This window comes from Candidatus Clostridium eludens, assembly GCF_045310515.1.
Taxonomy (GTDB): domain Bacteria; phylum Bacillota; class Clostridia; order Clostridiales; family Clostridiaceae; genus Clostridium_B; species Clostridium_B eludens.
Genome location: NZ_JBJHZX010000011.1, coordinates 81,364 through 102,680, shown reverse-complemented (window position 1 = coordinate 102,680; position 21,317 = coordinate 81,364). Strand labels below are relative to the sequence as shown.

The window sequence follows — 21,317 nt, the reverse complement described above, 5'->3', positions numbered from 1 at the left end:
TATTATTTTAGGAGGTTAGGGATATGTCAAAAACATGGTATCCTGTTATTGATTATGCAATTTGTAAAGAGTGCGGGGCTTGTTTTAACAAGTGCAAACATGGAGTATATAAAAAAGAGGAAAATAGATCAATAATAATTTTTCCAGAGGGATGTATAGAGGGTTGTAGAGGATGTCAAAGTTTATGTCCTTCAGGAGCTATACAGTATGTTGATGATACTAAACAAGAGTGTAACTGTAATTGTGGATACTGTAATTAATAGTGTAGTACCAAAATCTCACTATTATTATAATATTCTTGTTTTGCTTATTAACTAGACCAAAAACTGCTCTAGTTTTATTTTTTAGCCTCTACCTAATTGGATATTATAGATTTATTGTATCATTACATTTATTAAGATCACTCACTTTTAAAGGTTGTTTGAAGATTAAGTATACTGAATTTTAAATTAATGTTAAATATATGCTAAATAATTATTATAATTATTGATAACTGATATAATCTATCATATGATTATGAATGATTACATAAAAGAATTGAGGAGTTTGATTTTGTTATTACATTATGTGATAAGGCTAAAAATGAATGTCCTACTTTACCGAATGATGCGATTTATGTACACTGGGGAATAACTGACCCAAGAGACTTTAAAGGCAACGAGGAAAAGACAGTTACTCACTTTAAAAAAATAAGAAATGAGTTAAATACAAGAATTAATTTACTTATTGATCTACCGGTAGATAAATTAGACAAAGCAACTTTGAGGAAAAGATTAGATGAAATAATTTCAAAATAATATTTTATATTTTAGTTACATGGGGTAATCCTAGGGTATCTACGATAAACCGCAAACTCAATTCCTTAAAATGTAAATGAGTTTGCGGTTTAATTATTTTTCTATATTTAGTATAATGTTGGTATAGATGGTTATGTATTAATTCGTAATTGTAAAAAAATGTACAACAATTGAAAGGAAATAGTCCTAATAGTGATCAAAATCCAAATATTTTATGTGGAGGACAAAATATGTCATCTAAGTTATTATTTGTTTTAGGTTCAATAATTTCAATTGGGTGGGGTATAGCCCATATTATACCTACGAAACAAGTAGTGAATGGTTTTGGAGATATTTCAAAGGAAAATAAGTTGATTATTACTATGGAGTGGATAGCAGAGGGGATTACTCTTTGTTTTGTTGGAACGTTAGTGCTTGTACTCACTATAATGGGGCTTTCAAGTGATCAAGTAGGAATTATCGTAATTAGACTGTCCTCTTTGATGCTTGTTAGTATGGCAATTCTTTCTTTGTTTACTGGTGCAAAAACCTCAGTATTACCTATAAAAATCTGTCCAATTATGAAAATATTTGTTGCATTACTTTGGCTTATTACAAGCATTTTTTAGATTTTGTACATGACTAATATTGATTGTCACTCTTCTTTGGAGTAAATTAAAGTTATTTATTAAAAATTGATAAACATAGGTAACACATAAATATTCATTACATAGACTATTATATATATAATAGTCTATTGTTTTTATTATTTGAGTAATTATATTGACACTATATAGATAATGGTCTATATTGTAAACATAGATAGTTATCTATATAAGGAGTGACTTTATGAATTTGAATTATGAATTAAACGCAAAAATATTCAAGGCACTGTCTGATCAAAACAGGTTAAAAATTATTGATATACTTTCCTGTGGTGAAAAATGTGCCTGTGATTTATTGGAAAATTTTAATTTTACGCAACCTACTCTATCCCACCACATGAAGGTGCTGATGGATTGTAACCTTATTAAATGTAGGAAAGAAGGACTATGGAATTACTATTCCTTAGACAATGCTAATACAAACAAGCTAATGCTGTTTTTGATGAATATTATAACAGATACAGAGGAATGTATCTGCAAAAGCCAGGGTACTAGTTCATGTAAAACTGATAATAAAAAATAAATTTATATGATAAGGAGAGATTTATGTGAAAAAAATGATAATTTTTGAGCCCGCAATGTGCTGTTCTACAGGTGTATGTGGCCCCTCTATAGATCCTGAATTATTGAGGGTTTCTACTGTTATTAATAATCTTCAAAAGAAAGGTATATTAGTTGAAAGATATAATTTAACCAGCAATCCCCAGATATTTGTTGATAATAAAACTATTAATGAAATATTGAATAAAGAAGGCACAGAAATACTTCCAGTAACTATGGTAGATGGTGTAATAGTAAAGACAAAAGCATATCCAACAAATAAAGAATTTTGTCAATTACTAAGTATACCAGAAGATTATTTAAAGACTAGACTTAAGATAAAGTCTAAAGGTTGTGATTGTGGAGGATGTTGTTAATGTTCAAAAAATTTGATACCAACAGTATACATTTAACTAAATATTTGCTTTTTACAGGTAAAGGCGGTGTAGGCAAGACTTCCACTGCCTGTGCCACTGCTGTTGCCCTTGCAGATCAAGGTAAACAAATCATGCTTATTAGTACAGACCCAGCTTCAAATTTGCAGGATGTATTTAGTACAGAGCTTAATAATAAAGGGGTCAAAATTAGAGAAGTACCAAACTTAACAGTAGCGAATCTTAATCCCGAAAAAGCTGCTGCAGAATATAGAGAAAGTGTGATAGCTCCATATCGTAATAAGTTACCAGAGGCAGCTATTAAAAATATGGAAGAACAGCTTTCAGGTTCTTGTACTGTGGAAATAGCTGCTTTTAATGAATTTTCAACTTTTATTGCTGATGAAAAAATAGAGAGAAAATTTGATCACATAATTTTTGATACAGCACCTACAGGGCATACTCTGAGAATGCTCCAACTTCCCTCGGCCTGGAGCAATTTTATAGGAGAGAGCACTCATGGAGCTTCATGTTTAGGTCAGTTATCAGGACTTGAAGATAAGAAAACATTATATAAAAATGCGGTTGAAACTTTATCGGATGGAACAAAGACTACCCTCATTATTGTTTCACGACCTGAAATTACACCTCTTAGAGAAGCAGAAAGAGCCTCTAAAGAATTAAGAGATATAGGTATAAATAATCAGTCACTGATTATAAATGGTGTACTTGAAATTCATGATGATAATATTTCAAATGCAATTTATTTAAAGCAGAAAAATGCTTTAGAGAGTATACCTAAAAGTATAAAATGTCTTCAAACTTATGAAATACCACTTAGACCATATAATATAACAGGAATTAAAAATATAAGAGCATTTTTAAAAAAAGATAACGTTGAATATAAAATTTCAGAGCTGAACGTAAATAAAATAAATAAGTTAAAAGATATAGTTAACGATCTATATAATAATGATAAAAAAGTAATATTTACTATGGGAAAAGGTGGAGTAGGTAAAACAACAGTTGCAGCTGCTATTGCTCTTGGACTTTCAAAAAAAGGTAAAAAGGTTCATTTAACTACTACAGATCCAGCAGCACATTTAAAATTTGTCTTAGACAAAAACTATGGAATTACATTAAGTCATATTGATGAAAAAGAAGAACTTGAAAAATATAAAAAAGAAGTATTAAATAATGCCAGAAAAACTATGAACGAAAGTGATATAGCATATATTGAAGAAGATTTAAGATCTCCATGTACACAGGAAATAGCTGTATTCAGGGCTTTTGCAGAAATAGTTGAGAAATCAAAGGATGAAGTTGTAGTAATAGATACAGCACCTACAGGGCATACATTATTACTATTAGATTCTACGGAAAGCTATAATAAAGAAATTCAGCGTTCGGAAGGTAATATACCTCAATCTGTTAAAGATCTTTTACCTAAACTTAAAAATGCTAATGATACAGAAGTTATTATTGTAACTTTAGCTGAGGATACTCCAGTTTATGAATCCATGCGCCTTGAAGTAGATCTAAAACGTGCTGGAATTGCAAGTAAATGGTGGGTTATAAACTCCAGTATCTATGCAGCTGATACCACAAATAGTGTACTTAAAGCTAAAGCAAGCAATGAAATACCATAGATCAATAAAGTTAACGAAATTTCTAACGGAAATTTTGCATTGATAGAATGGAAAGCAGAAGAAATTAAAGACGAAAAATTATTTGAGTTATTAGGTTAAAGAAAACAGGAGGAATATATATGAAAAGTAAATCATCTAGATTGTCGTTACTTGATCGTTATTTGACGCTTTGGATATTTCTTGCCATGTTTATAGGAGTTCTATTTGGATGGGGAATACCAGGAATATCAAAAGGTTTATCTAATCTATCTGTAGGTACTACGTCCATACCTATAGCCATTGGACTTATTGTAATGATGTATCCACCCCTTGCCAAAGTAAACTATAAGGAATTCCATAAAGTTTTTAGAAATCCTAAAGTTTTGGGGTTATCACTTTTACAAAACTGGATTATAGGACCGGTTTTAATGTTTATACTTGCATTTGTTTTTTTAAAGTCATATCCAGCATTTATGACTGGACTTATATTAATTGGTCTTGCAAGATGTATTGCTATGGTTATTGTTTGGAATAGTTTAGCTGATGGTGATACAGAATATGCAGCTGCTCTTGTAGCTTTCAACTCAATTTTTCAAGTTATATTTTATTCAATGTATTGTTATATATTTATAACTGTTTTACCAACATGGTTTGGACTTACCGGTTACAGGGTGGATATTTCTATAGTTAAAGTAGCAGAATCCGTAGCAATTTATCTTGGAATACCATTTGCAGCTGGTTTATTTACAAGATTATTACTAGAACCTAAAATGGGAACAGAATGGTATACAAAAAAATTCATACCTAAGATAAGTCCACTGGCATTAATTGCTTTACTATTTACTATAATAATCATGTTTACTTATAAGGGAAAATATATAGTTGAACTTCCTTTTGATGTTATAAGAATAGCTGTTCCACTTTTAATATACTTTGTAATAATGTTCTCAGTCTCATTCTTTATAAGTTATAAATCTGGAATAGATTATAAAAAAACAACTACACTGTCATTTACCGCAGCAAGTAATAACTTTGAACTTGCAATAGCAGTTGCAGTTGCAGTATTTGGAATAGAATCAAAAGAAGCTTTTACGGCTGTTATAGGTCCATTAGTCGAAGTGCCGGTTATGATAGGTCTTGTAAATGTTGCACTACATTGGAGAAAAAAATATTTTAAAATACCTACAAAATTAGATTAAATACGGAGGAAACAATTATGAAACCAAAGGTAGCATTTATATGCGTACACAATTCTTGTAGATCACAAATGGCAGAAGCTTTAGGAAAATTATTTGCAAAGGATATATTCGAATCCTACTCTGCTGGAACAGAATTAAGACCAAATATAAATCAAGATGCAGTAAGAATTATAAAGGATTTATATAATATTGATATGAATAAAACACAAAAGTCAAAACTACTTAGTGATCTTCCTAAAATTGATATAGTAATTAAAATGGGATGTAATGTAGTTTGTCCATTCCTACCTTCAAAGTGTGAGGAAGACTGGGGACTAGAAGATCCTTCTGGAAAAAGTGATGATGAGTTTATAAAAACAGCTAAAGCCATTGAAGAAAAAATTAAAGACTTAGCTAAAAGAATTGAAAATAAAGAAATTAAATTATAAGGGCCGATAAAAGTGAGTAAGATAGAAATTTTTATTCCAGCCATGTGCTGTTGCTATTCAACGGGAGTTTGTGGACCTATTTATTTTAATAATTTTATTGATACCATATAGAATATGATCTATTCTATAATAAAAAATATACAAATGAGAGGTGTTCCTATGAGTATACAAGTTAATGAAAAAGTTTCTAAAGTAGCATTAGATTACTTTAAGAATGGTTTATATTGTAGTGAAGCAATTTTAAAGGCATTTAATGAAGTGTACAACCTAAAACTTTCAGAAAAAGCACTAAAAATGGCTACTGGTTTTGGAACAGGATTAGGAAATTCTAAATGCTGTTGTGGTTGTATAACCGGTAGTGTACTTGTTACAAGCTGTATTTTAGGTAGAACTGAAAAATCAGAAAGTGAAAATCCTGCATTTGAAGCCTCTAAAGAAATACATGATAAGTTCAAAGAAAAATTTAAATACACTTGCTGTCGTGCACTTACTAAAAGTGTTGAATGGGGAAAACCGGAACATCACAAAAACTGTGAAAAATATGTTGTTTACGCATCTGAAGTTACTGAAAATATATTAAAAGTAATAGACAAAAATATATATATTTAACAGAATAAAAACTTTAAGCTTAAATTATTTAAAAAAGAAAAGCTATTTTTGCTAACTTAATAATTCAATTAGGTGTATTAGTACAATTAGACGTAAAAAACATAACTTCACCAACTATATTAATAACAGGGACTATGTTTATCAAACAAGCCTAATATTGTAGAAAAGTAACTACTTATGTACAAAAAATTTCAAATACAGTACCCTTTGCCCCTGGTTACACGTTTGGTGGTATTACTCCAACTAGAGTGAAAAATACTCTAGTTTTATTTTTTACTAGGTAAATTAATTAGACATTATAAGAATTTTGTGAAGATACATTGTCAGTATTTAGATATAGTGATTCTTTCTGGCATATCACCTACGGGACAAGCGCGAGCACATTCTTCACATTTAAACACATAACTTCCTTGTATACCAATATCAGCATCTCGTTTATCCTGATATTCATCACATTCAACACCTAACAAAGTATCATTTTTAATTACTTTTGCTGGACATGAGGCTTTACAAATTCCACAATGAGTGCAGACATCTTCACAAATGGGTAAGTTATCTGATATTTCCACATCAGTAACTATTACTCTTAAATGCGTCCAAGTTCCCCACTCTTTGTGAAGGAACATAAAGTTATCACCTATTTTGCCGAGTCCAGTTTTATTTGCTAAATCTTTAAATCTTATACCACACTTACCTGGGTATGGTATACTCAAACTATGATATCCTTTTTTTTCTAATATTGATACAATTTTTTCACATTCTGATTTTAAGTGCAAGTCTGCAGCACAAGTGACATTATTTCGTTCAGATTCAAGAGGAAACCACCCCCACTCTAATGAATGCTTTACATGATGTGCCAAAACAATTACTGATTTACATTCTGGTAAAAACTCTTTTAACGATTGTTTTTCACTTTCAGAACATAATGAGATATGGAAAGAATCTATTTCACAACACTGTGGTAGCTTTTCAGCAAGAAAACTTAGTTTTATCAATTTTACCAATCCTCCCTGGCATAAATACAACTACATCTTGTCCTATATTCAAATACTATTAAACACCCTAAACTTATCACTAGTACCTATAACAACTTCCACTTGTTACTATAATAACACTACATATCTATATAATACCACAAATACCTTAATTCGTATTAATATTTAGTCTCCTTGCACAATAATACTTTATTAAAGAGATAAAATCTAGTAGATTATGCTATTTCAATGAATTACTCAAGTATATTTTTCCATGACTTATTTAATACTGCTGCAATGTAACAATTTCCATTGAATTTATTTGTTGAGGTCATTAATCTATCAAGTTTTTGTTTATTATTAATTTCACTACGAGAAAGTGTGTATGAAACTTCATTCGGCTCGCCTCCACCATACATAGACTTAAATATTAATACAATAGAAAGCCCTTGATATCAGTGGCTTTCGGTGTTTTTTGAAGGGAAAATGAATGCTAAAATTGAGCATGAAGACTTAAAGAATGGGATGTTTTTCATAAAAATGCACACTCTAAAATTTTTAGAATTTGGGGTGTGCATTTTTTTAGGTGGAGTGTGCACTTTTTAGCAGAAACATTTTCGATGTTTTTTTCGTTCACAGATTTAGAATTATATAAGGTGAACCGTACCATAAGTGACTGCGATTTTGATAAGAACATTGGAAATACTGTATATGACAGGGGACTGTTCTGCGTTTTAAGACATAGAGCTGTCCCCTGTTTTTGTAGTTATAACTTGAAGCAGTTGAATTTGTGGCATTAATTGAAGGTGCAGTCATTTTAGGTATATAATATTTGATAAGGCATTCAAATAAGTAGATATTATTGCAAGTCATGTTAAGTTTTTAGCTAAAGAATCTAGTACACTATTCTTACAGGGAGGGGATTATGGTTGTCCATTAAAACGGTAGAAAATATGGTTAACTGGATAGAAGGTAATATTACAAGGAATCCAACGCTGGCTGAAATGTCAAATTATGTTGGATACTCTCAGTTCTATTGTTCAAATAAATTTCATGAATATGTGGGGATTACTTTTAAACAATATTTATCAAAGCGTAGATTAACTCTTTCTGCAATAGACGTGAAAAATACACAGGATAGACTTCTGGATATAGCATTAAAATATGGATTTTCCTGTCAAGAAAGTTTTACAAGGGCCTTTGTAGATGCTTATGGATACACCCCCAATCAATATAGAAAGACTTTGGCTACCATTCAGTTATATGTGAGGCCTAATATCCTTCCAGTGGCAAATAATGAATTTGTGGAAATTTAAATAAAGAAGTTAGTAAAGGGAGAGTAGGATGAAATTAGGGAGAAATGATTTATGTTGGTGTGGCAGTCAAAACAAATACAAAAAATGTCATGCCAAGTTTGATAGTAGGATTGAGTTTTATAAAACACATGGACATATAGTCCCACCTATGAATATTATAAAAACAACTGAACAGATAACAGGAGTACGTGAAAGTGGAAAACTTAATATTGCAGTTTTAGATTATATTGCTGAGCATATCCAGGCAGGTATAACTACAGAAGAAATTAACCAACTTGCCTATGAAAAAACAATAGAGTTTGGTGCTGTACCAGCACAACTTGGGTTCGAAGGATTTCCCAAAAGTGTATGTACTTCTATTAACGAACAGGTATGTCATGGGATACCATCAAAAGATGTAATACTAAAAAGCGGGGATATTATCAATATTGATGTTTCAACCATCTATCGAGGATATTTTTCGGATTCATCTAGAATGTTCTGCATTGGAGCTGTATGTGAGAAGAAGAGAAGTCTGATTCGCGTTATGCAAGAATGTATTGATTTAGGGTTAAGACAAGTAAAACCTTGGGGATTTCTTGGGGATATGGGGCAAGCAATACATGAGCATGCGATGAAAAATGGATACTCTGTAGTAAAAGAAATCGGAGGACATGGAATTGGATTAGAATTTCATGAAGAACCATGGGTAAGCTATATTTCTAAGAAAAAAACAGAGATGCTGATGGTGCCAGGCATGGTATTTACCATAGAACCAATGATTAATTCAGGAACGGACGAAATATTTTTAGATAAGAAGAATGGTTGGACTATTTATACGGCAGATGGACAGCCTTCAGCTCAAGAGGAAATCATGGTATTGGTTACAAGCAACGGATATGAGGTATTAGCACATTAACTTTTAATAGAAACCGCAGTTAAATAGATACGGTGAACCGTACCATAAATAGCATAGGTTTTGAGTAGTTATGTTTCCGTGGACTAGAATTTTAACCAAACTTTACCTAGGGGGAGGGCAACTTTTGCGTAGAATTAGTGGTTTTTGCGTTAAGGTTTGAGATTTGCTAAATTGTATATAAATCACCTTTAGCCCTAATCGATTATAACGTTTTGAATGAATTTTATTATATAACTTTGTGCATAAAAAATCTATATCTAAATAATAATGAAATTTAAATACAAAGATAAATAGCAATAATATATTATTGCTGGTATAATTAATTAGTCTTTATTAAGGTATTTAATGAAGACTAATTAAAAAATGAAAAGAGAGTATGTTTATGATAAAAGAAAGTTTAGAGAAAAAGATAAACAAATTAGATGGAGACATTGAAGCTTTAAGAAGAGCAAAGTATTACCTATCTAATAAAGAAGAAATTAATGAAATTATTGATGTTTTAAATAAGGAAAGACAAATTTATTCAGATGAAATTTATCTTGGGGATGGAAGAGCATATACAGAATGTCTAGAAGTAGTACTAGAATTAGTAAATAAAGAGTTAGGTAAGGATGAGCAAATTGAATTGCTAGAGGTTATAAAAGAACAGCATGGTAGAAAATCTCCTAACATAAGTAAGAAAAGTTATGGACTTAATGCATGGCTTAAATATTTAGATGTGGAATGCCAGTGGATTGATAATGAAGATAGTGAATGGTCAACATTAATTATAACTGGATTTACACCTCGTATACAGAATTAGAAGTAGGTTAACCGTTTTTAAAAATGTCTTAAAATTTTTGTTTTATTAGCATCAGCAAATGCTGGTGCATTTTTATATTTAGAAAGAGCAGTGGATTTCAAAGGTCGTGCTTCGCCGCCGCTATATAATATAAAATTTAAATGATTGCAGTAAAAAGTATATACTTATTAAACATGACACTACAGAGGATTTTAAATTGAGGTGTGCATCTTTTAGCAGAAACCCCTACAATTTAGCGATATTAAAATCTACGTTCCTATTGAAAAAGTCGCTAAATTGTATCAATATTATAGTTATTAGACACCAAAACCCACGATAAATGATACATACAACCGTACCGAAAATTCAGTACGGTTTACTATTTTGTCCTCATACAATTATATGATATGGAAAGCTATAGATTAATTTCTTCCTCGATTATTGTTGGAGTATGACTCCTGTTTTCCAGTTCCCTAATATTTAGCTCCAATTTATTTTTTCTGTCATGCAATTCATCCATTTTTATTTTGAATTCCTCATGAAACAGACCTTTTATATCAGATTATTTACATTCGCTGTCTAAGTAAGAATAATATTTAATAGACCAAGACTGAATCTCTTTAACGACTTTAGTAAGGTCTCCTCCATTTTCAGTAATGAAATTAAAAAAACTCATTGATAGTAATAGTATAGCTTATACTCCAAACAGATCAAATACATCTGTATCATCAATAATACGCTTACTCCCCTTATCTGCATTCTTAAGCATATTTTTCATTTTCTCTTCCATTGATTTTTTTAGCAATTCTTGAAAATCAATGTCTCTAAGCTTAAAGAATAGAATTGGCTCTTCATCTAATCTCGCACCAACTCCATATAACACCGCTGCTATATGCTTACACATTCTTGCTGAATCCGGGCAGCTGCATTTAAAATGAATTTCTTTTGGACTTGGAAACATTCCATTTGATGAAGTACTAAATGCTTCATCAAATTCCTTAGGAAATTTTCCTGCAAGTAAGGTTTCCATAGTATCAATTTTATGATTACAAATTTCTTTAACCTTTTGCCACTTAGATTTATCTAATTTATCAATTGAAATTACAACGCTATATGGTTTAGAGCTGCTGCCTTGAACTAAAGCTTCAACCTTTCCCTCTTTAATTTTTAAATCTAATACCGAACCATTTCTTACATAGGATCTGCCTCGTCCTATTCTATTGCTGGAATCAGCATAACTTTCTAAGTTTTTGTTCCAAGCCTTCCCCCACCATTTACTTGCAATTGTTCTTCCTTCAATAATAATTGGTGAAATATCAGGATTTGTCTTTTTAAGTTTATCAAGACTTTTTTTAGCGTTTTCCCTTTTCTGTGCAACAGGAACATATTCAAAAAATCCATAGTGACCCATTTATTTTTCACCACCTAACTTGAACAATTCCATAATTTCCTTATTATCAAGCTCTGTAATCCAATTTTCACCTGATGAACCTATTATATCACCAGCTAATTTTTGCTTTTCTTCTATCATCAAATCTATTTTTTCTTCAATTGTTCCTGCTGTAATAAATTTATGCACCATTACATTTTTTGTCTGACCTATACGAAATGCTCTGTCTGTTGCCTGGTTCTCAACTGCTGGATTCCACCATCTATCAAAGTGAATAACATGATTAGCTGCTGTAAGGTTTAATCCAACGCCACCTGCTTTAAGTGAAAGTACCATATAGGGAATATATTCTTCTCCATTAAATTCTTCCACCATTTTACTTCTTTTTTTAATAGAAGTTCCCCCATGAAGAACTAAGCCTTTCCTATTAAATATCCCTTCTAAAAATTCTGCTATAGGCTCAGTCATTTCTTTAAATTGTGTAAAAACAAGAACTTTTTCTCGTTTTTCATATATATTTTCACAAATATCCTTAAGTTGCTCAAATTTTCCACTGTAATTCCATTTATATTCTTGAAGACCAAGATATTGACCTGGATGATTACATATTTGTTTAAATTTAATTATACCTCCAAGCACAAGACCTTTTCTTTCTATGCCTTCTGAATTTTGTAATTTAACTTCAAGCTCTTTTACCAGCTTATTATAGAGAACAATTTGCTTCTTGCTTAAAGCTGCATACTCTCTAATTTCAACCTTCTCCGGAAGGTCAGCTATGACATTTTTATCTGTCTTTAATCTTCTTAATATAAATGGATTTATAATATTTCTAAGCTTTGCATAAGCACTATTGTTTTCTCTTATTCTCTTTGTGAAATCTGTAAATTCCTTAGCATTTCCAAGTAAACCTGCATCTAAAAAATCAAACAAAGACCAAAGATCTGAAAGTCTATTTTCAATAGGGGTACCTGTCATTGCTATTTTACTTTTGCCTTTAATTTGTTTAATGGTTTTAGTTTGTTTTGTTCCTGGATTTTTTATTGCTTGAGCTTCATCAAGAATTAATATGTCCCAAATAATATCTTTTAGCTCTTCTAAGCGGACTGCCATACCATAGGTAGTAATATACAAAAATGCGGTATCTGATTTTAAATTTATGGCAGATTCTTTTCCGTGGAGTACAGTTACTGCCATTTCAGGTGCAAATTTTTCTATTTCCTTTTGCCAGTTCCCGATGAGGGAGGCTGGGATTATAATAAGTATCTTTCCTCCTCTTTCAGTTCTGATTTTTTCAAGAAATGCAATAATCTGCACAGTCTTACCAAGTCCCATATCATCCGCAAGACAAGCTCCAAAACCAAGCTTCTGCATATAAGAAAGCCATGAAAAACCTGTTTGTTGATACGGTCTTAGAGTGGCATTAAAACTTTCAACAGGTTTGATTTCTTTAATAATTTCTGGATTAAGCATAGTTTCTCTAATTTTTTTGAGCCATGCTCCATTTGATACTTCTAAGTCCACAACAGCTTCATTAATCCCTAACTTTTCACCTGCAGTTAATTCCATCCTCATTGCTTCTGCTATGGTTAATCCTTGATTTTTAGATAAGCTATTGGCTTTTTCATAGGCTTCTAAAATCTCTGACAGCTTATTCTTATCAATTTCTATCCATTTTCCCTTAATTAAAGCTAGGCCTTCAGATTCTAAAAGTAACTTTTGCAATTCTTCTTTAGAAATTTTTTCTTCTCCAAGGAATATTTCTGGTTCAAAAGCTAATAATGCATCCATTCCAACCTTTGAAGGTTCTTTTTCTCCAATAGAAATTGAAAGTCTTAAGGAATTACTCTTCTTTTTCCACCAGTTTGGAATTCTGCACATTATTCCTGCTTCCTCATAAATAGGTATTTCCTTTAAAATGGTGTAAGCCTCTTTTCTTGAAAATTTTAATGGTGAAAATAATTCTCCGCTTTCCATAAGCTCTGATATAAAATTACTTTTATCTGCTGCTTTGCTTATAGTTGACATTAATTGGAGAAGTTTTTCTTTATCTTCTTTATATTCTAAAAGAGCATTTTTTAAAGGCATGTGCTTTGCCTTATGTAAACCTGCAGTTTTATTTTCTGTAGAATATGTAGCCAGAAATGCAAAGGGATAATCTTCTTCCTTACTTTCCACTAAATGAAAAAATACTCTTCCAACTATATTGATATTAGTATTTCTCTCTATTAAAAAATCCTTAACGGTTCCATTATAGTTGGATATCTGTCTTTTATATACATCAATAATTTTTTCCCAGATGAAAGAAATCCATTTATCATTAATAAATTCTATACCTATTGCAAAAGGTACTCTATTTTTAATTTCATCAAGCTCTTCATAGTCTAAAGATAACTCTGCTGCTTCCCTGGTAAACTCTATATCTGACTGCCTTGAAAGTTTCATTATTAATTTATTAGCTACAAAATATAAAAAGCTTATTGATTGTGACATCCAATCATCCTGATTACTAAATCCAAGCTCCAATAAGGTTTTATACTTATCCTCTAAGAATTTTGTATACCAAACTTCTTGATTGTTTTGATTTTCTTTAGATAAAATTTTTTTAGAAGTTATTTCATAATCTACTGTAAAGCCTGTTTGAGTAAAAATAACTATTAATTCTTTCTTTTCTTTAATCCTTTGTTCCAAAAAAATATCCTCCTGATAAAATAACTTACATTTCTATCATTATACCTATATATCGTATTTTTACCAATATATCTTTTTAGGCACCATTTCACCTTATGTTACCTCATCAATACTAAGGTGTCCATACCTTATGGGAATATAAAAAATATAACAAGTCAAATTCAGAAAAAATAATATGAAAGTCTCCTTGATGTTGTTATACCCTACTCAATTTCTATTTATGATAAAAAAATCAAGAGCAAAATTGATATGGATATTGAACTTATAAGTTCTTTACCTTCTCCAATAAATAAAGGTCATGTTTTGTGTGACAGTTGGTATAGTTGTAAAAAGATCTTTAAGGCTGCTGAAAACGCTAGCCTTAAAGATGTAGGTGGTTTACATACTAATCATTTAGTTCTCTTATTATTTCTTCCTGCTGCCTAATAGTTGCTTCAAAATCTTGGTCTTTACTTCTGTCTTCTGGTGTCATAAACCCTTTCGGCTCATAATTCCGTTCTCCATAGGTCTGCATAAACCGTACACCAAGCTTATATGCAAATTCCACTAATAATTTTGCTGATTCAACAGATCCATAACCATCATGTGCTGCTTTATTACGGCCCATCCTAAGAGCATTCAGAAGAAAAAACAAGAATAACGCATATAGATAAAGGATTTGATTTTCTTGGATGGACTTTTAGAAAATTCAACGGCAAACTAATTATCAAGCCATCAAAAAGTTCAATAAAAAACTTCATAAGAAAATGCTCCACTATTATTCTGGAAGAAGGAAAAGCAATCAAACAATTTGAACTAATCCGTAGACTAAATCAGGTGATTAGAGGATGGTGCAACTACCATAGACATGTTGTAGCAAGTCAAGTGTTTTCCTATGTCAATAATACATTGTACCTCTTGCTGCTCCAATGGGCAAAGCATCGGCATCCCAATAAATGGTGGAGACCTAATAGGTATTGGCACGAAAGAAATGGAAAGGGATGGCTATTTACGACAATTGATGCTTTTTACTTATCTAATCCCTTAATATATTTTTGAAAAGCAATGCATGAACAATTATCGTAAAAATTACTGAACAGCTCCACCATAACCATTGGTTGTTCAAAGTATTGATTGTTATAAAATATGCCCCGTATACGGATAGAAGGAACTGTATACTGGCAACTATAAGCCCAGGGTTCCATTCACGCCTTTTAATTCCTTGGAAGATATGTGTCAAACAATTTGTAATACTGAAAATAATAATAAGCAGTCCAAAGCCTATATTATAAAAGGAAAGTATACCGAGAATGGTAAGGATTATCCATACAAACCCTACATTAATCCAGAAAATCTGAATATCAGTCAGTTTTTCTTCACCCTCAGGTAAATGGTTAATAACCTGATTTATATAACCTTTGAATCCTCCTGGCTTATAATGCTCCTCAGCTTGGTGGAACAGATAGAGTGGAATATTGACAAAAGCCCAGAACATTGCCTGCGATGAACTATAGAATGAAAATAATAATATCACCGAAATGGTACCCATCCAAGGAGTAGCTTTAGCCCAATTCTGATTTTCAGCGAACTTTTTTATCATAAACATTCCTCCAACTTTTCCTTATTAATAGATTATTATACAACTACAGAACAGTAGTTAATCTGCAATTCATAATATACATTGTATGCATTAAATATGCATGTGTTTTTACATAAATATTATACTCAAAAATGCCTTGAAGCCGCATTCTTCCGTCAGAGAATTTTCTGAATTAGTTCAAATTACGAATTGCAGTTTTAAATACTATTACCCATTATAAAATACTTGAATTAAATCCTTTACCATCTACTTCTGAAGCATCTATTATTGAAATAAAAGCATCCCTGTCTATTTTCTGTACTGAGTATTTAAGCTGCGGTAATCTTGATATATGCACTACACAGTATATAACTTTTCTTTCCTTACCAATAAGCGTCTTACCATTTAGGATTGTAGCTTCACGGTGCATGTAAGTTGTTATATACTCAAAAACTTCATCCTCTTTATCCGTAATTATAAGCAATACCTTCTTTCTTGACAGACCATGAATCAGCTTATCTGTAACAAAACCTGCTATATACATGCTCATTAATGTGTATAATGCAACAGTTATTCCATTTAGCAGCATTCCTAAAAATACTATTATACAGTTTACAATAAAACCCAACTGTCCTACATCAAGACTATCATATTTCTTTTTAACTAGCATTACTACTATGTTCATACCACCCTCTGAACCGTGGTTCGAATACGCTAATCCTGCTCCAGCACCAGTTAACACACCTCCATATACACAAAATAGCAGCGTATCATGTACCGTAAGAACATTGCTTAAATTTTTAGTCAGTATTAAGAATAATGACAGCGATACAGTCCCAATTATACTGTATGTGGTAAATCTTCTGTTTAATTTTCTGTAACTTAATACCAACAAAGGTATATTAGCTATTAGTACTGTATATCCTACGGGAATATTGAGAGCATACTGTATCAAGATGGCTATACCTGACACCCCTCCACTGAATAGTTTTGCATTTACTAAAAACATGTTTACACCTATAGCTGATAATAAACAACCGACTACTACAAAAATTGTATTCTTTATATCTTCCTTATTAAATAATGCATTAATTTTCACACTAACCTCTCCATTTTTATTTATTCTATAGGACTTACTCGAAAATTTACACCTAAAGTATATCAATACTTTTAGGCCCTAGAAACTTTTAAAAGATTCTTGTTGTGACGTTCTATAAAGATTTAATATTAAAATCTTAGAGCTAATAACCCAAATTTAATAATATATACTTTTTATATTAAACTTAAACCAAATACATGAAAAGTATCAGGGGAAATTGTCTTAAACCCAGTAGCAACAACCCTTAAGCACCATTGACGTTTATAAAACCTTGATATCTTAAAGTTTAAGTTGGTCTACGTAAGTACTGCACATTAATTTAAATCATATCATAATGCATATTAAAATCATACTACATATAGACCACTAAAAAAACTGTTGATTATGTAAACAAGTTTAACAAAACTATTGAAATACATCGATATTGCACTAACAATAAGGAATTAAGTGCTCATATATTTATATCCAACAAATTTAAAGAATCCAAAATAGGTCAAGTTGGTAAATATTTTAAAGAAAGCATTCTGGTGGCGCGGCATAAAGAAAGTGCCAATCACATGATTGACACCTTTGAAAAAACTTTTTATTATTTTCACTGTCTACTTGACAGGGGGCAGTTCAGAACCAGTACGGTTTTTTACCCTGTTATAATAAAATGAGTATATAATTGCTGAACATAGTGGCAGTGTAACTTCAACATCAAAATTAATACTTCGCCTAGCGCCTAATAAGAAAAATCTGGCATAACTAAGCCCCAAAATAATGTCCCTTTAGTCATCTCTAGGAATTAGAATTTAATTTAGTTCTCTATAATAATATTAACAAGAGTTTGTATGTGTATCTGCATTGTATCTAAACAATATACTGGTGTTCTGATCCCTTTGAACAACAATGGTAATTCAGTACAACCTAAAACAATCGCCTGTATTCCATTTTCATCTTTCATTCTCTGCACAATTTTCAGAAATGCTGATAAAGTTTCTTCCTTGACAATACCTAACTCTAACTCTTGTGAAATCTTCTGATTAGCAAACCTCTTTTCTTCATCAGTTGGCGTTACTACTTCTATATGATTATTCTCAAACGGTTTTTTAAAAAATTCTCCATCCATAGTGAAGATTGTTCCTAATAACCCTACTTTAGATATATTACGTCGCTTTGTTTCATCACAAGTAGCCTCAATAATACTCACAATTGGGATAGGTGAACGTTTCTGCAACTCATCAAAAACAATGTGTGGTGTATTACCCGATAAAGCTATAAAATCTACACCACTGGCTTTCAAATTATTGATTGAAGTCATTAAATAATTGATGAGTGCTTCATATTCTTTCCTGTCACACATATTAAGGACATCAAAAACATTTAGACTCTCAATAGTCAGATTAGGAAAAAACTTTTCTCCAACCTGGCTTTGGACTCCATATACGATATCGTGATAATATGAAATTGTGGACTCTGGCCCTATTCCACCAATTAAACCTAGTTTTTTCATATCTATACCTCCTCTATAAATCCTGATTTAACAGATATAAGTTAGGCTTTTTGATAGGGAAAAATAGATCTATTTTCCTTATACTGAACAACTCTCTAGAATTACTAGTATTCAATAGTTTCATCTTGTACAAACTACTTTTTTAATGCAATACATTCAATTTCAGTAAGCACATTCAAAGGCAGTTCTGCAACTTAGACACAACTTCTAGCAGGATACTTATAAATTTTATTGACTATATAAAAATCATCATTTCTACTTTCTAAAATAGATAATTTCATTTTGAATTAGTCTACGATTGTAACATGTCCAATCAACTCCTTCTCAAATTCCACACGATGATGTTTAGTATAAAGCCCAGGCAAACCACCTGTATGAAGCAAGATTATTCTTTCACCTTTTTTGATCTTTCCTTCTTCAATCATATCTAATACACCCGCAAATACTTTTCCTGTATAGCATGGATCAAGTAATATAGCTTCAGCCCTTGCCATACTATAAATAGCCTGTCGAACGGTAGAGTCAGGATTGTTATAAGCTCCCCTTGTATATCCTGTTTCAATATTAAAATCCTCACGGCATGCATTTATTGAAAGATTGTACTCTTTCTTTACCTGTCTAAAATATTCCACGATTCGTCTATCATGATAATCAGTAAAAGGAAGGATAGCAATGCCTGTAAGTCCCAAAGGTGAACCTTCATTTTTGAGGCCACAGTAAAGGCCTAAATAAGTTCCCATACTACCCACACCGGTTGCAACAGTGGCATCTTCAATCCCTAACTTTTGGGCTTGAGCTGTAATCTCTACTGCACATTCATAGTATCCCATAATTCCCACTACATCACTGCCACCAAGAGGTATTTCATATACTGTTTCACCCATATCTTCATATCTAGCTTTGGCAGCTGCTACGGTTTCAGCAAGCTGCACATTGCTATCACGACCATCATTCTTTTTCATAACAACCTCTGCATTAAAGATGCCATCCAAAAGTATACTTGCACTAATTTCACCAGGATATTCATCAACACATACAATAACGCATTTCATACCGTATTTTGCTGCCACTGCTGCGGTGAGACGCCCGTGGTTTGTTTGTGCTCCGCCTACAGTGAGCAGTGTTGTAGCACCTTTCTGAATAGCATCATAAAGAATGTATTCAAGCTTGCGCAACTTATTTCCACCCGCGCCAAACAAAGTAAGGTCATCCCGTTTGATGAACAGTTCCACCCCTAGTTCTTTTGAAAGAGTTGGAAGATAGTTAATCAGTGTCGGTTGTGATCCTAAGAATGAGATTTTTTTTCTTTTTACTAACATAGTTATCAACCTCCATATATTTTTCTATTAAATGTACTATTTCTTTTATATTTTATCTTGATAAAGTTGTCAATTTTGTTAAATAAATTATCAATTATACTCTTATCAGTATAAGGGTTAAGTAATACAACTCTTAGCCAACGGCAGTTTTTATATGTTGGCAATGAAATAAATACATTTTCTTTATTAAGTAGATAATCTTGTAACTTTGTATTCCATGCATCCCATCTATCTTCTGGTAACCAGCTAGGTATTCCACGAAAACATATAATATTTGTTTGAGGAATATTTGTAACAGTAATATAAGGTCTTTCTTGTATACATGACATAAAGTATTGAGTTAATTTCATATTTTTATTTATAAGCTCGTTATAACCACACTTGCCTATATGCTGTAACGATAACCACAATTTCAAAATATCCGCATGTCTTGTGCCTTGTACAGAAATTTCTCCTAGATTAATATTTTCAATCTCCTTCATGTATGGTGCAGATATTCTAAAATTCTGATGAATTAAACTCATATCTCTAAACAAAACCATTGCACAAGTTTTAGCAATATACAACAATTTCTGAGGATTGAAGGTAATAGAATCTGCAAATTCAATGCCTTCAATGAGCTTTTTGTATTTATCTGAAAAAACTAGCCCTCCTCCATATGCTGCATCTACATGAAACCACAGTTTATGTTCTTTTGCTATTTTATTTATTTCTATAAGGTTGTCTATACTACCGGTAACTGTTGTTCCCGCAGTAGCAACTACACAAAACGGATACTTGTTTTCCAGTTTACATTTTTTAATTTTTGTAACAAGGTCACCAACATCTAACTGTGAATTTTCATTTGTTTTTATATATATTACTGCCTCCGTTCCCAATCCAAGTATCATTGCAGCTTTTTGTAATGAAGTGTGTGCAACTTCCGAAGCTAAAATAACTGGTTTAAAGTTTAACCCTACAATGCTTTGTTTTACTGATTTAAAAGCATGATTTCTTGCTACAGTTAATGCCTGTAAATTTGCTAAAGATCCTCCACTTGTTAAAACTCCTCCTGAATTTTCTCTGAATCCAAATAAATTAGCTATAGCTTTAGTAATAGAAAATTCTAAATTTGAAAGTATTGGTGACATTTCAATACTTAACATATTATTATTTACTGCTGCTGATATCATATCCCCAATAATCGACATTGTTGTTGGCATCGAGTCCATATGACCAATATATCCTGGATGTGAAGGATTCATTGACAATTTAATAATATTTTTTAGTCCACCAAATATATGCTCTAATTGCACAGGACTGTCTGGTATAGTAGTATCAAATATCTTTTCTAGATTATTAGGTAATGGAGAGGTGGATTCAAAGTCTGATAAATGACTAGTAAATAGGTTGATTCCTCTTTGTAATAGTTCAATTATCTTTTGATTATTTAATCCTTTTGGATGTATAAAAGCATTTTCAGGTAACTTTGAAAAATCATTACTTATCTTAATTCCCCCTTGTATTATATTTTCTATTTTATTAATATTGTCATATGGGTATACACATTTTATACTATAGTATGTGATTGCATTATAACA

General features: G+C 31.5%; 20 protein-coding genes and 1 pseudogene. 12 read left to right on the top strand and 9 right to left on the bottom strand.

Translation table 11 applies throughout. From position 1 onward, the window contains the following. Positions 1-23: 23 nt before the first annotated feature. The 8 genes and pseudogenes from ACJDU8_RS09245 to ACJDU8_RS09210 all read left to right on the top strand — a co-directional run bounded on the left by ACJDU8_RS09245 (position 24) and on the right by ACJDU8_RS09210 (position 6,219). Positions 24-260 carry an ATP-binding protein gene (locus tag ACJDU8_RS09245; protein WP_406791860.1) on the top strand — a complete coding sequence of 79 codons (237 nt, stop codon included), beginning with the start codon at positions 24-26 and terminating at the stop codon, positions 258-260. Between the two features lie 767 nt (positions 261-1,027). Continuing rightward, positions 1,028-1,405 (top strand): hypothetical protein, encoded by a 378-nt coding sequence (locus tag ACJDU8_RS09240; protein ID WP_406791859.1) that lies wholly within the window; start codon positions 1,028-1,030, stop codon positions 1,403-1,405. Positions 1,406-1,625: 220 nt separating this feature from the next. Further along, the gene (locus tag ACJDU8_RS09235) at positions 1,626-1,964 is read left to right on the top strand and encodes an ArsR/SmtB family transcription factor (RefSeq protein WP_406791858.1); all 339 of its coding nucleotides are present in this window, start codon (positions 1,626-1,628) and stop codon (positions 1,962-1,964) included. Positions 1,965-1,989: 25 nt separating this feature from the next. Further along, complete coding sequence (arsD, locus tag ACJDU8_RS09230) at positions 1,990-2,358, top strand: arsenite efflux transporter metallochaperone ArsD (protein WP_406791857.1); 369 nt, start codon at positions 1,990-1,992, stop codon at positions 2,356-2,358. Continuing rightward, a pseudogene (gene arsA / locus ACJDU8_RS09225) lies at positions 2,358-4,103 on the top strand (arsenical pump-driving ATPase). Before arsD ends, arsA begins: the two are co-directional and overlap by 1 nt. Before the next feature lie 20 nt (positions 4,104-4,123). Further along, positions 4,124-5,182 carry an ACR3 family arsenite efflux transporter gene (gene arsB / locus ACJDU8_RS09220; RefSeq protein ID WP_406791856.1) on the top strand — a complete coding sequence of 353 codons (1,059 nt, stop codon included), beginning with the start codon at positions 4,124-4,126 and terminating at the stop codon, positions 5,180-5,182. Positions 5,183-5,199: 17 nt separating this feature from the next. Continuing rightward, complete coding sequence (locus ACJDU8_RS09215; RefSeq protein WP_406791855.1) at positions 5,200-5,610, top strand: arsenate reductase ArsC; 411 nt, start codon at positions 5,200-5,202, stop codon at positions 5,608-5,610. A 159-nt stretch (positions 5,611-5,769) separates the two neighbouring features. Further along, positions 5,770-6,219 carry a C-GCAxxG-C-C family (seleno)protein gene (locus ACJDU8_RS09210; protein WP_406791854.1) on the top strand — a complete coding sequence of 150 codons (450 nt, stop codon included), beginning with the start codon at positions 5,770-5,772 and terminating at the stop codon, positions 6,217-6,219. A gap of 323 nt (positions 6,220-6,542) precedes the next feature. Here ACJDU8_RS09210 and ACJDU8_RS09205 read toward each other — a convergent pair whose 3' ends face one another. Then, positions 6,543-7,214, bottom strand: a complete 672-nt coding sequence (locus ACJDU8_RS09205) for a hypothetical protein (RefSeq protein ID WP_406791853.1) — start codon at positions 7,212-7,214, stop codon at positions 6,543-6,545. Positions 7,215-8,122: 908 nt separating this feature from the next. Here ACJDU8_RS09205 and ACJDU8_RS09200 point away from each other — a divergent pair. From ACJDU8_RS09200 to ACJDU8_RS09190, 3 genes are all read left to right on the top strand, one after another. Continuing rightward, the gene (locus ACJDU8_RS09200) at positions 8,123-8,509 is read left to right on the top strand and encodes a helix-turn-helix transcriptional regulator (RefSeq protein WP_406791852.1); all 387 of its coding nucleotides are present in this window, start codon (positions 8,123-8,125) and stop codon (positions 8,507-8,509) included. Positions 8,510-8,537: 28 nt separating this feature from the next. Next, positions 8,538-9,407 carry a methionyl aminopeptidase gene (locus ACJDU8_RS09195; RefSeq protein WP_406791851.1) on the top strand — a complete coding sequence of 290 codons (870 nt, stop codon included), beginning with the start codon at positions 8,538-8,540 and terminating at the stop codon, positions 9,405-9,407. 382 nt (positions 9,408-9,789) lie between these two features. Continuing rightward, a complete protein-coding gene (locus tag ACJDU8_RS09190; RefSeq protein WP_406791850.1) occupies positions 9,790-10,209 on the top strand; it encodes a hypothetical protein in 420 nt (139 codons plus the stop codon). A gap of 673 nt (positions 10,210-10,882) precedes the next feature. Here the strand turns inward: ACJDU8_RS09190 and ACJDU8_RS09185 are convergent. The 3 genes from ACJDU8_RS09185 to ACJDU8_RS09175 form a co-directional block, all read right to left on the bottom strand. After that, the gene (locus ACJDU8_RS09185; RefSeq protein ID WP_406791849.1) at positions 10,883-11,599 is read right to left on the bottom strand and encodes an SWIM zinc finger family protein; all 717 of its coding nucleotides are present in this window, start codon (positions 11,597-11,599) and stop codon (positions 10,883-10,885) included. After that, positions 11,600-14,266 carry a DEAD/DEAH box helicase gene (locus ACJDU8_RS09180; RefSeq protein ID WP_406791848.1) on the bottom strand — a complete coding sequence of 889 codons (2,667 nt, stop codon included), beginning with the start codon at positions 14,264-14,266 and terminating at the stop codon, positions 11,600-11,602. It abuts the gene before it with no gap. A 385-nt stretch (positions 14,267-14,651) separates the two neighbouring features. Next, on the bottom strand, positions 14,652-14,873 hold the full coding sequence (locus ACJDU8_RS09175; protein ID WP_406791847.1) for a hypothetical protein: 222 nt from the start codon (positions 14,871-14,873) through the stop codon (positions 14,652-14,654). 29 nt (positions 14,874-14,902) lie between these two features. On the opposite strand from ACJDU8_RS09175, the gene ACJDU8_RS09170 reads away from it, so the two are divergent. Then, the gene (locus tag ACJDU8_RS09170) at positions 14,903-15,304 is read left to right on the top strand and encodes a group II intron maturase-specific domain-containing protein (RefSeq protein WP_406791876.1); all 402 of its coding nucleotides are present in this window, start codon (positions 14,903-14,905) and stop codon (positions 15,302-15,304) included. On the opposite strand, the gene ACJDU8_RS09165 is transcribed toward ACJDU8_RS09170, so the two are convergent. From ACJDU8_RS09165 to ACJDU8_RS09145, 5 genes are all read right to left on the bottom strand, one after another. Continuing rightward, complete coding sequence (locus ACJDU8_RS09165) at positions 15,282-15,845, bottom strand: HXXEE domain-containing protein (RefSeq protein ID WP_406791846.1); 564 nt, start codon at positions 15,843-15,845, stop codon at positions 15,282-15,284. The two genes, ACJDU8_RS09170 and ACJDU8_RS09165, sit on opposite strands and share 23 nt — an antisense overlap. A gap of 214 nt (positions 15,846-16,059) precedes the next feature. Further along, positions 16,060-16,923, bottom strand: coding sequence for a YitT family protein (locus tag ACJDU8_RS09160; protein ID WP_406791845.1), 864 nt, complete (start codon positions 16,921-16,923; stop codon positions 16,060-16,062). Between the two features lie 799 nt (positions 16,924-17,722). Beyond that, positions 17,723-18,418 carry an aspartate/glutamate racemase family protein gene (locus tag ACJDU8_RS09155; protein WP_406791844.1) on the bottom strand — a complete coding sequence of 232 codons (696 nt, stop codon included), beginning with the start codon at positions 18,416-18,418 and terminating at the stop codon, positions 17,723-17,725. Between the two features lie 287 nt (positions 18,419-18,705). Then, on the bottom strand, positions 18,706-19,737 hold the full coding sequence (locus ACJDU8_RS09150) for a 1-aminocyclopropane-1-carboxylate deaminase/D-cysteine desulfhydrase (protein WP_406791843.1): 1,032 nt from the start codon (positions 19,735-19,737) through the stop codon (positions 18,706-18,708). Between the two features lie 5 nt (positions 19,738-19,742). Then, positions 19,743-21,131 (bottom strand): pyridoxal phosphate-dependent decarboxylase family protein, encoded by a 1,389-nt coding sequence (locus tag ACJDU8_RS09145; RefSeq protein ID WP_406791875.1) that lies wholly within the window; start codon positions 21,129-21,131, stop codon positions 19,743-19,745. Between the last annotated feature and the right edge of the window lie 186 nt (positions 21,132-21,317).

Coding starts and splice junctions, on each gene's coding strand:
- ACJDU8_RS09165 (WP_406791846.1), bottom strand. CDS start 15,845: ATGATAAAAAAGTTCGCTGAAAATCAGAATTGGGCTAAAGCTACTCCT.
- ACJDU8_RS09155 (WP_406791844.1), bottom strand. CDS start 18,418: ATGAAAAAACTAGGTTTAATTGGTGGAATAGGGCCAGAGTCCACAATT.
- ACJDU8_RS09190 (WP_406791850.1), top strand. CDS start 9,790: ATGATAAAAGAAAGTTTAGAGAAAAAGATAAACAAATTAGATGGAGAC.
- arsB (WP_406791856.1), top strand. CDS start 4,124: ATGAAAAGTAAATCATCTAGATTGTCGTTACTTGATCGTTATTTGACG.
- ACJDU8_RS09210 (WP_406791854.1), top strand. CDS start 5,770: ATGAGTATACAAGTTAATGAAAAAGTTTCTAAAGTAGCATTAGATTAC.
- ACJDU8_RS09235 (WP_406791858.1), top strand. CDS start 1,626: ATGAATTTGAATTATGAATTAAACGCAAAAATATTCAAGGCACTGTCT.
- ACJDU8_RS09245 (WP_406791860.1), top strand. CDS start 24: ATGTCAAAAACATGGTATCCTGTTATTGATTATGCAATTTGTAAAGAG.
- ACJDU8_RS09175 (WP_406791847.1), bottom strand. CDS start 14,873: ATGGGCCGTAATAAAGCAGCACATGATGGTTATGGATCTGTTGAATCA.
- ACJDU8_RS09150 (WP_406791843.1), bottom strand. CDS start 19,737: ATGTTAGTAAAAAGAAAAAAAATCTCATTCTTAGGATCACAACCGACA.
- ACJDU8_RS09215 (WP_406791855.1), top strand. CDS start 5,200: ATGAAACCAAAGGTAGCATTTATATGCGTACACAATTCTTGTAGATCA.
- ACJDU8_RS09185 (WP_406791849.1), bottom strand. CDS start 11,599: ATGGGTCACTATGGATTTTTTGAATATGTTCCTGTTGCACAGAAAAGG.
- ACJDU8_RS09195 (WP_406791851.1), top strand. CDS start 8,538: ATGAAATTAGGGAGAAATGATTTATGTTGGTGTGGCAGTCAAAACAAA.
- ACJDU8_RS09240 (WP_406791859.1), top strand. CDS start 1,028: ATGTCATCTAAGTTATTATTTGTTTTAGGTTCAATAATTTCAATTGGG.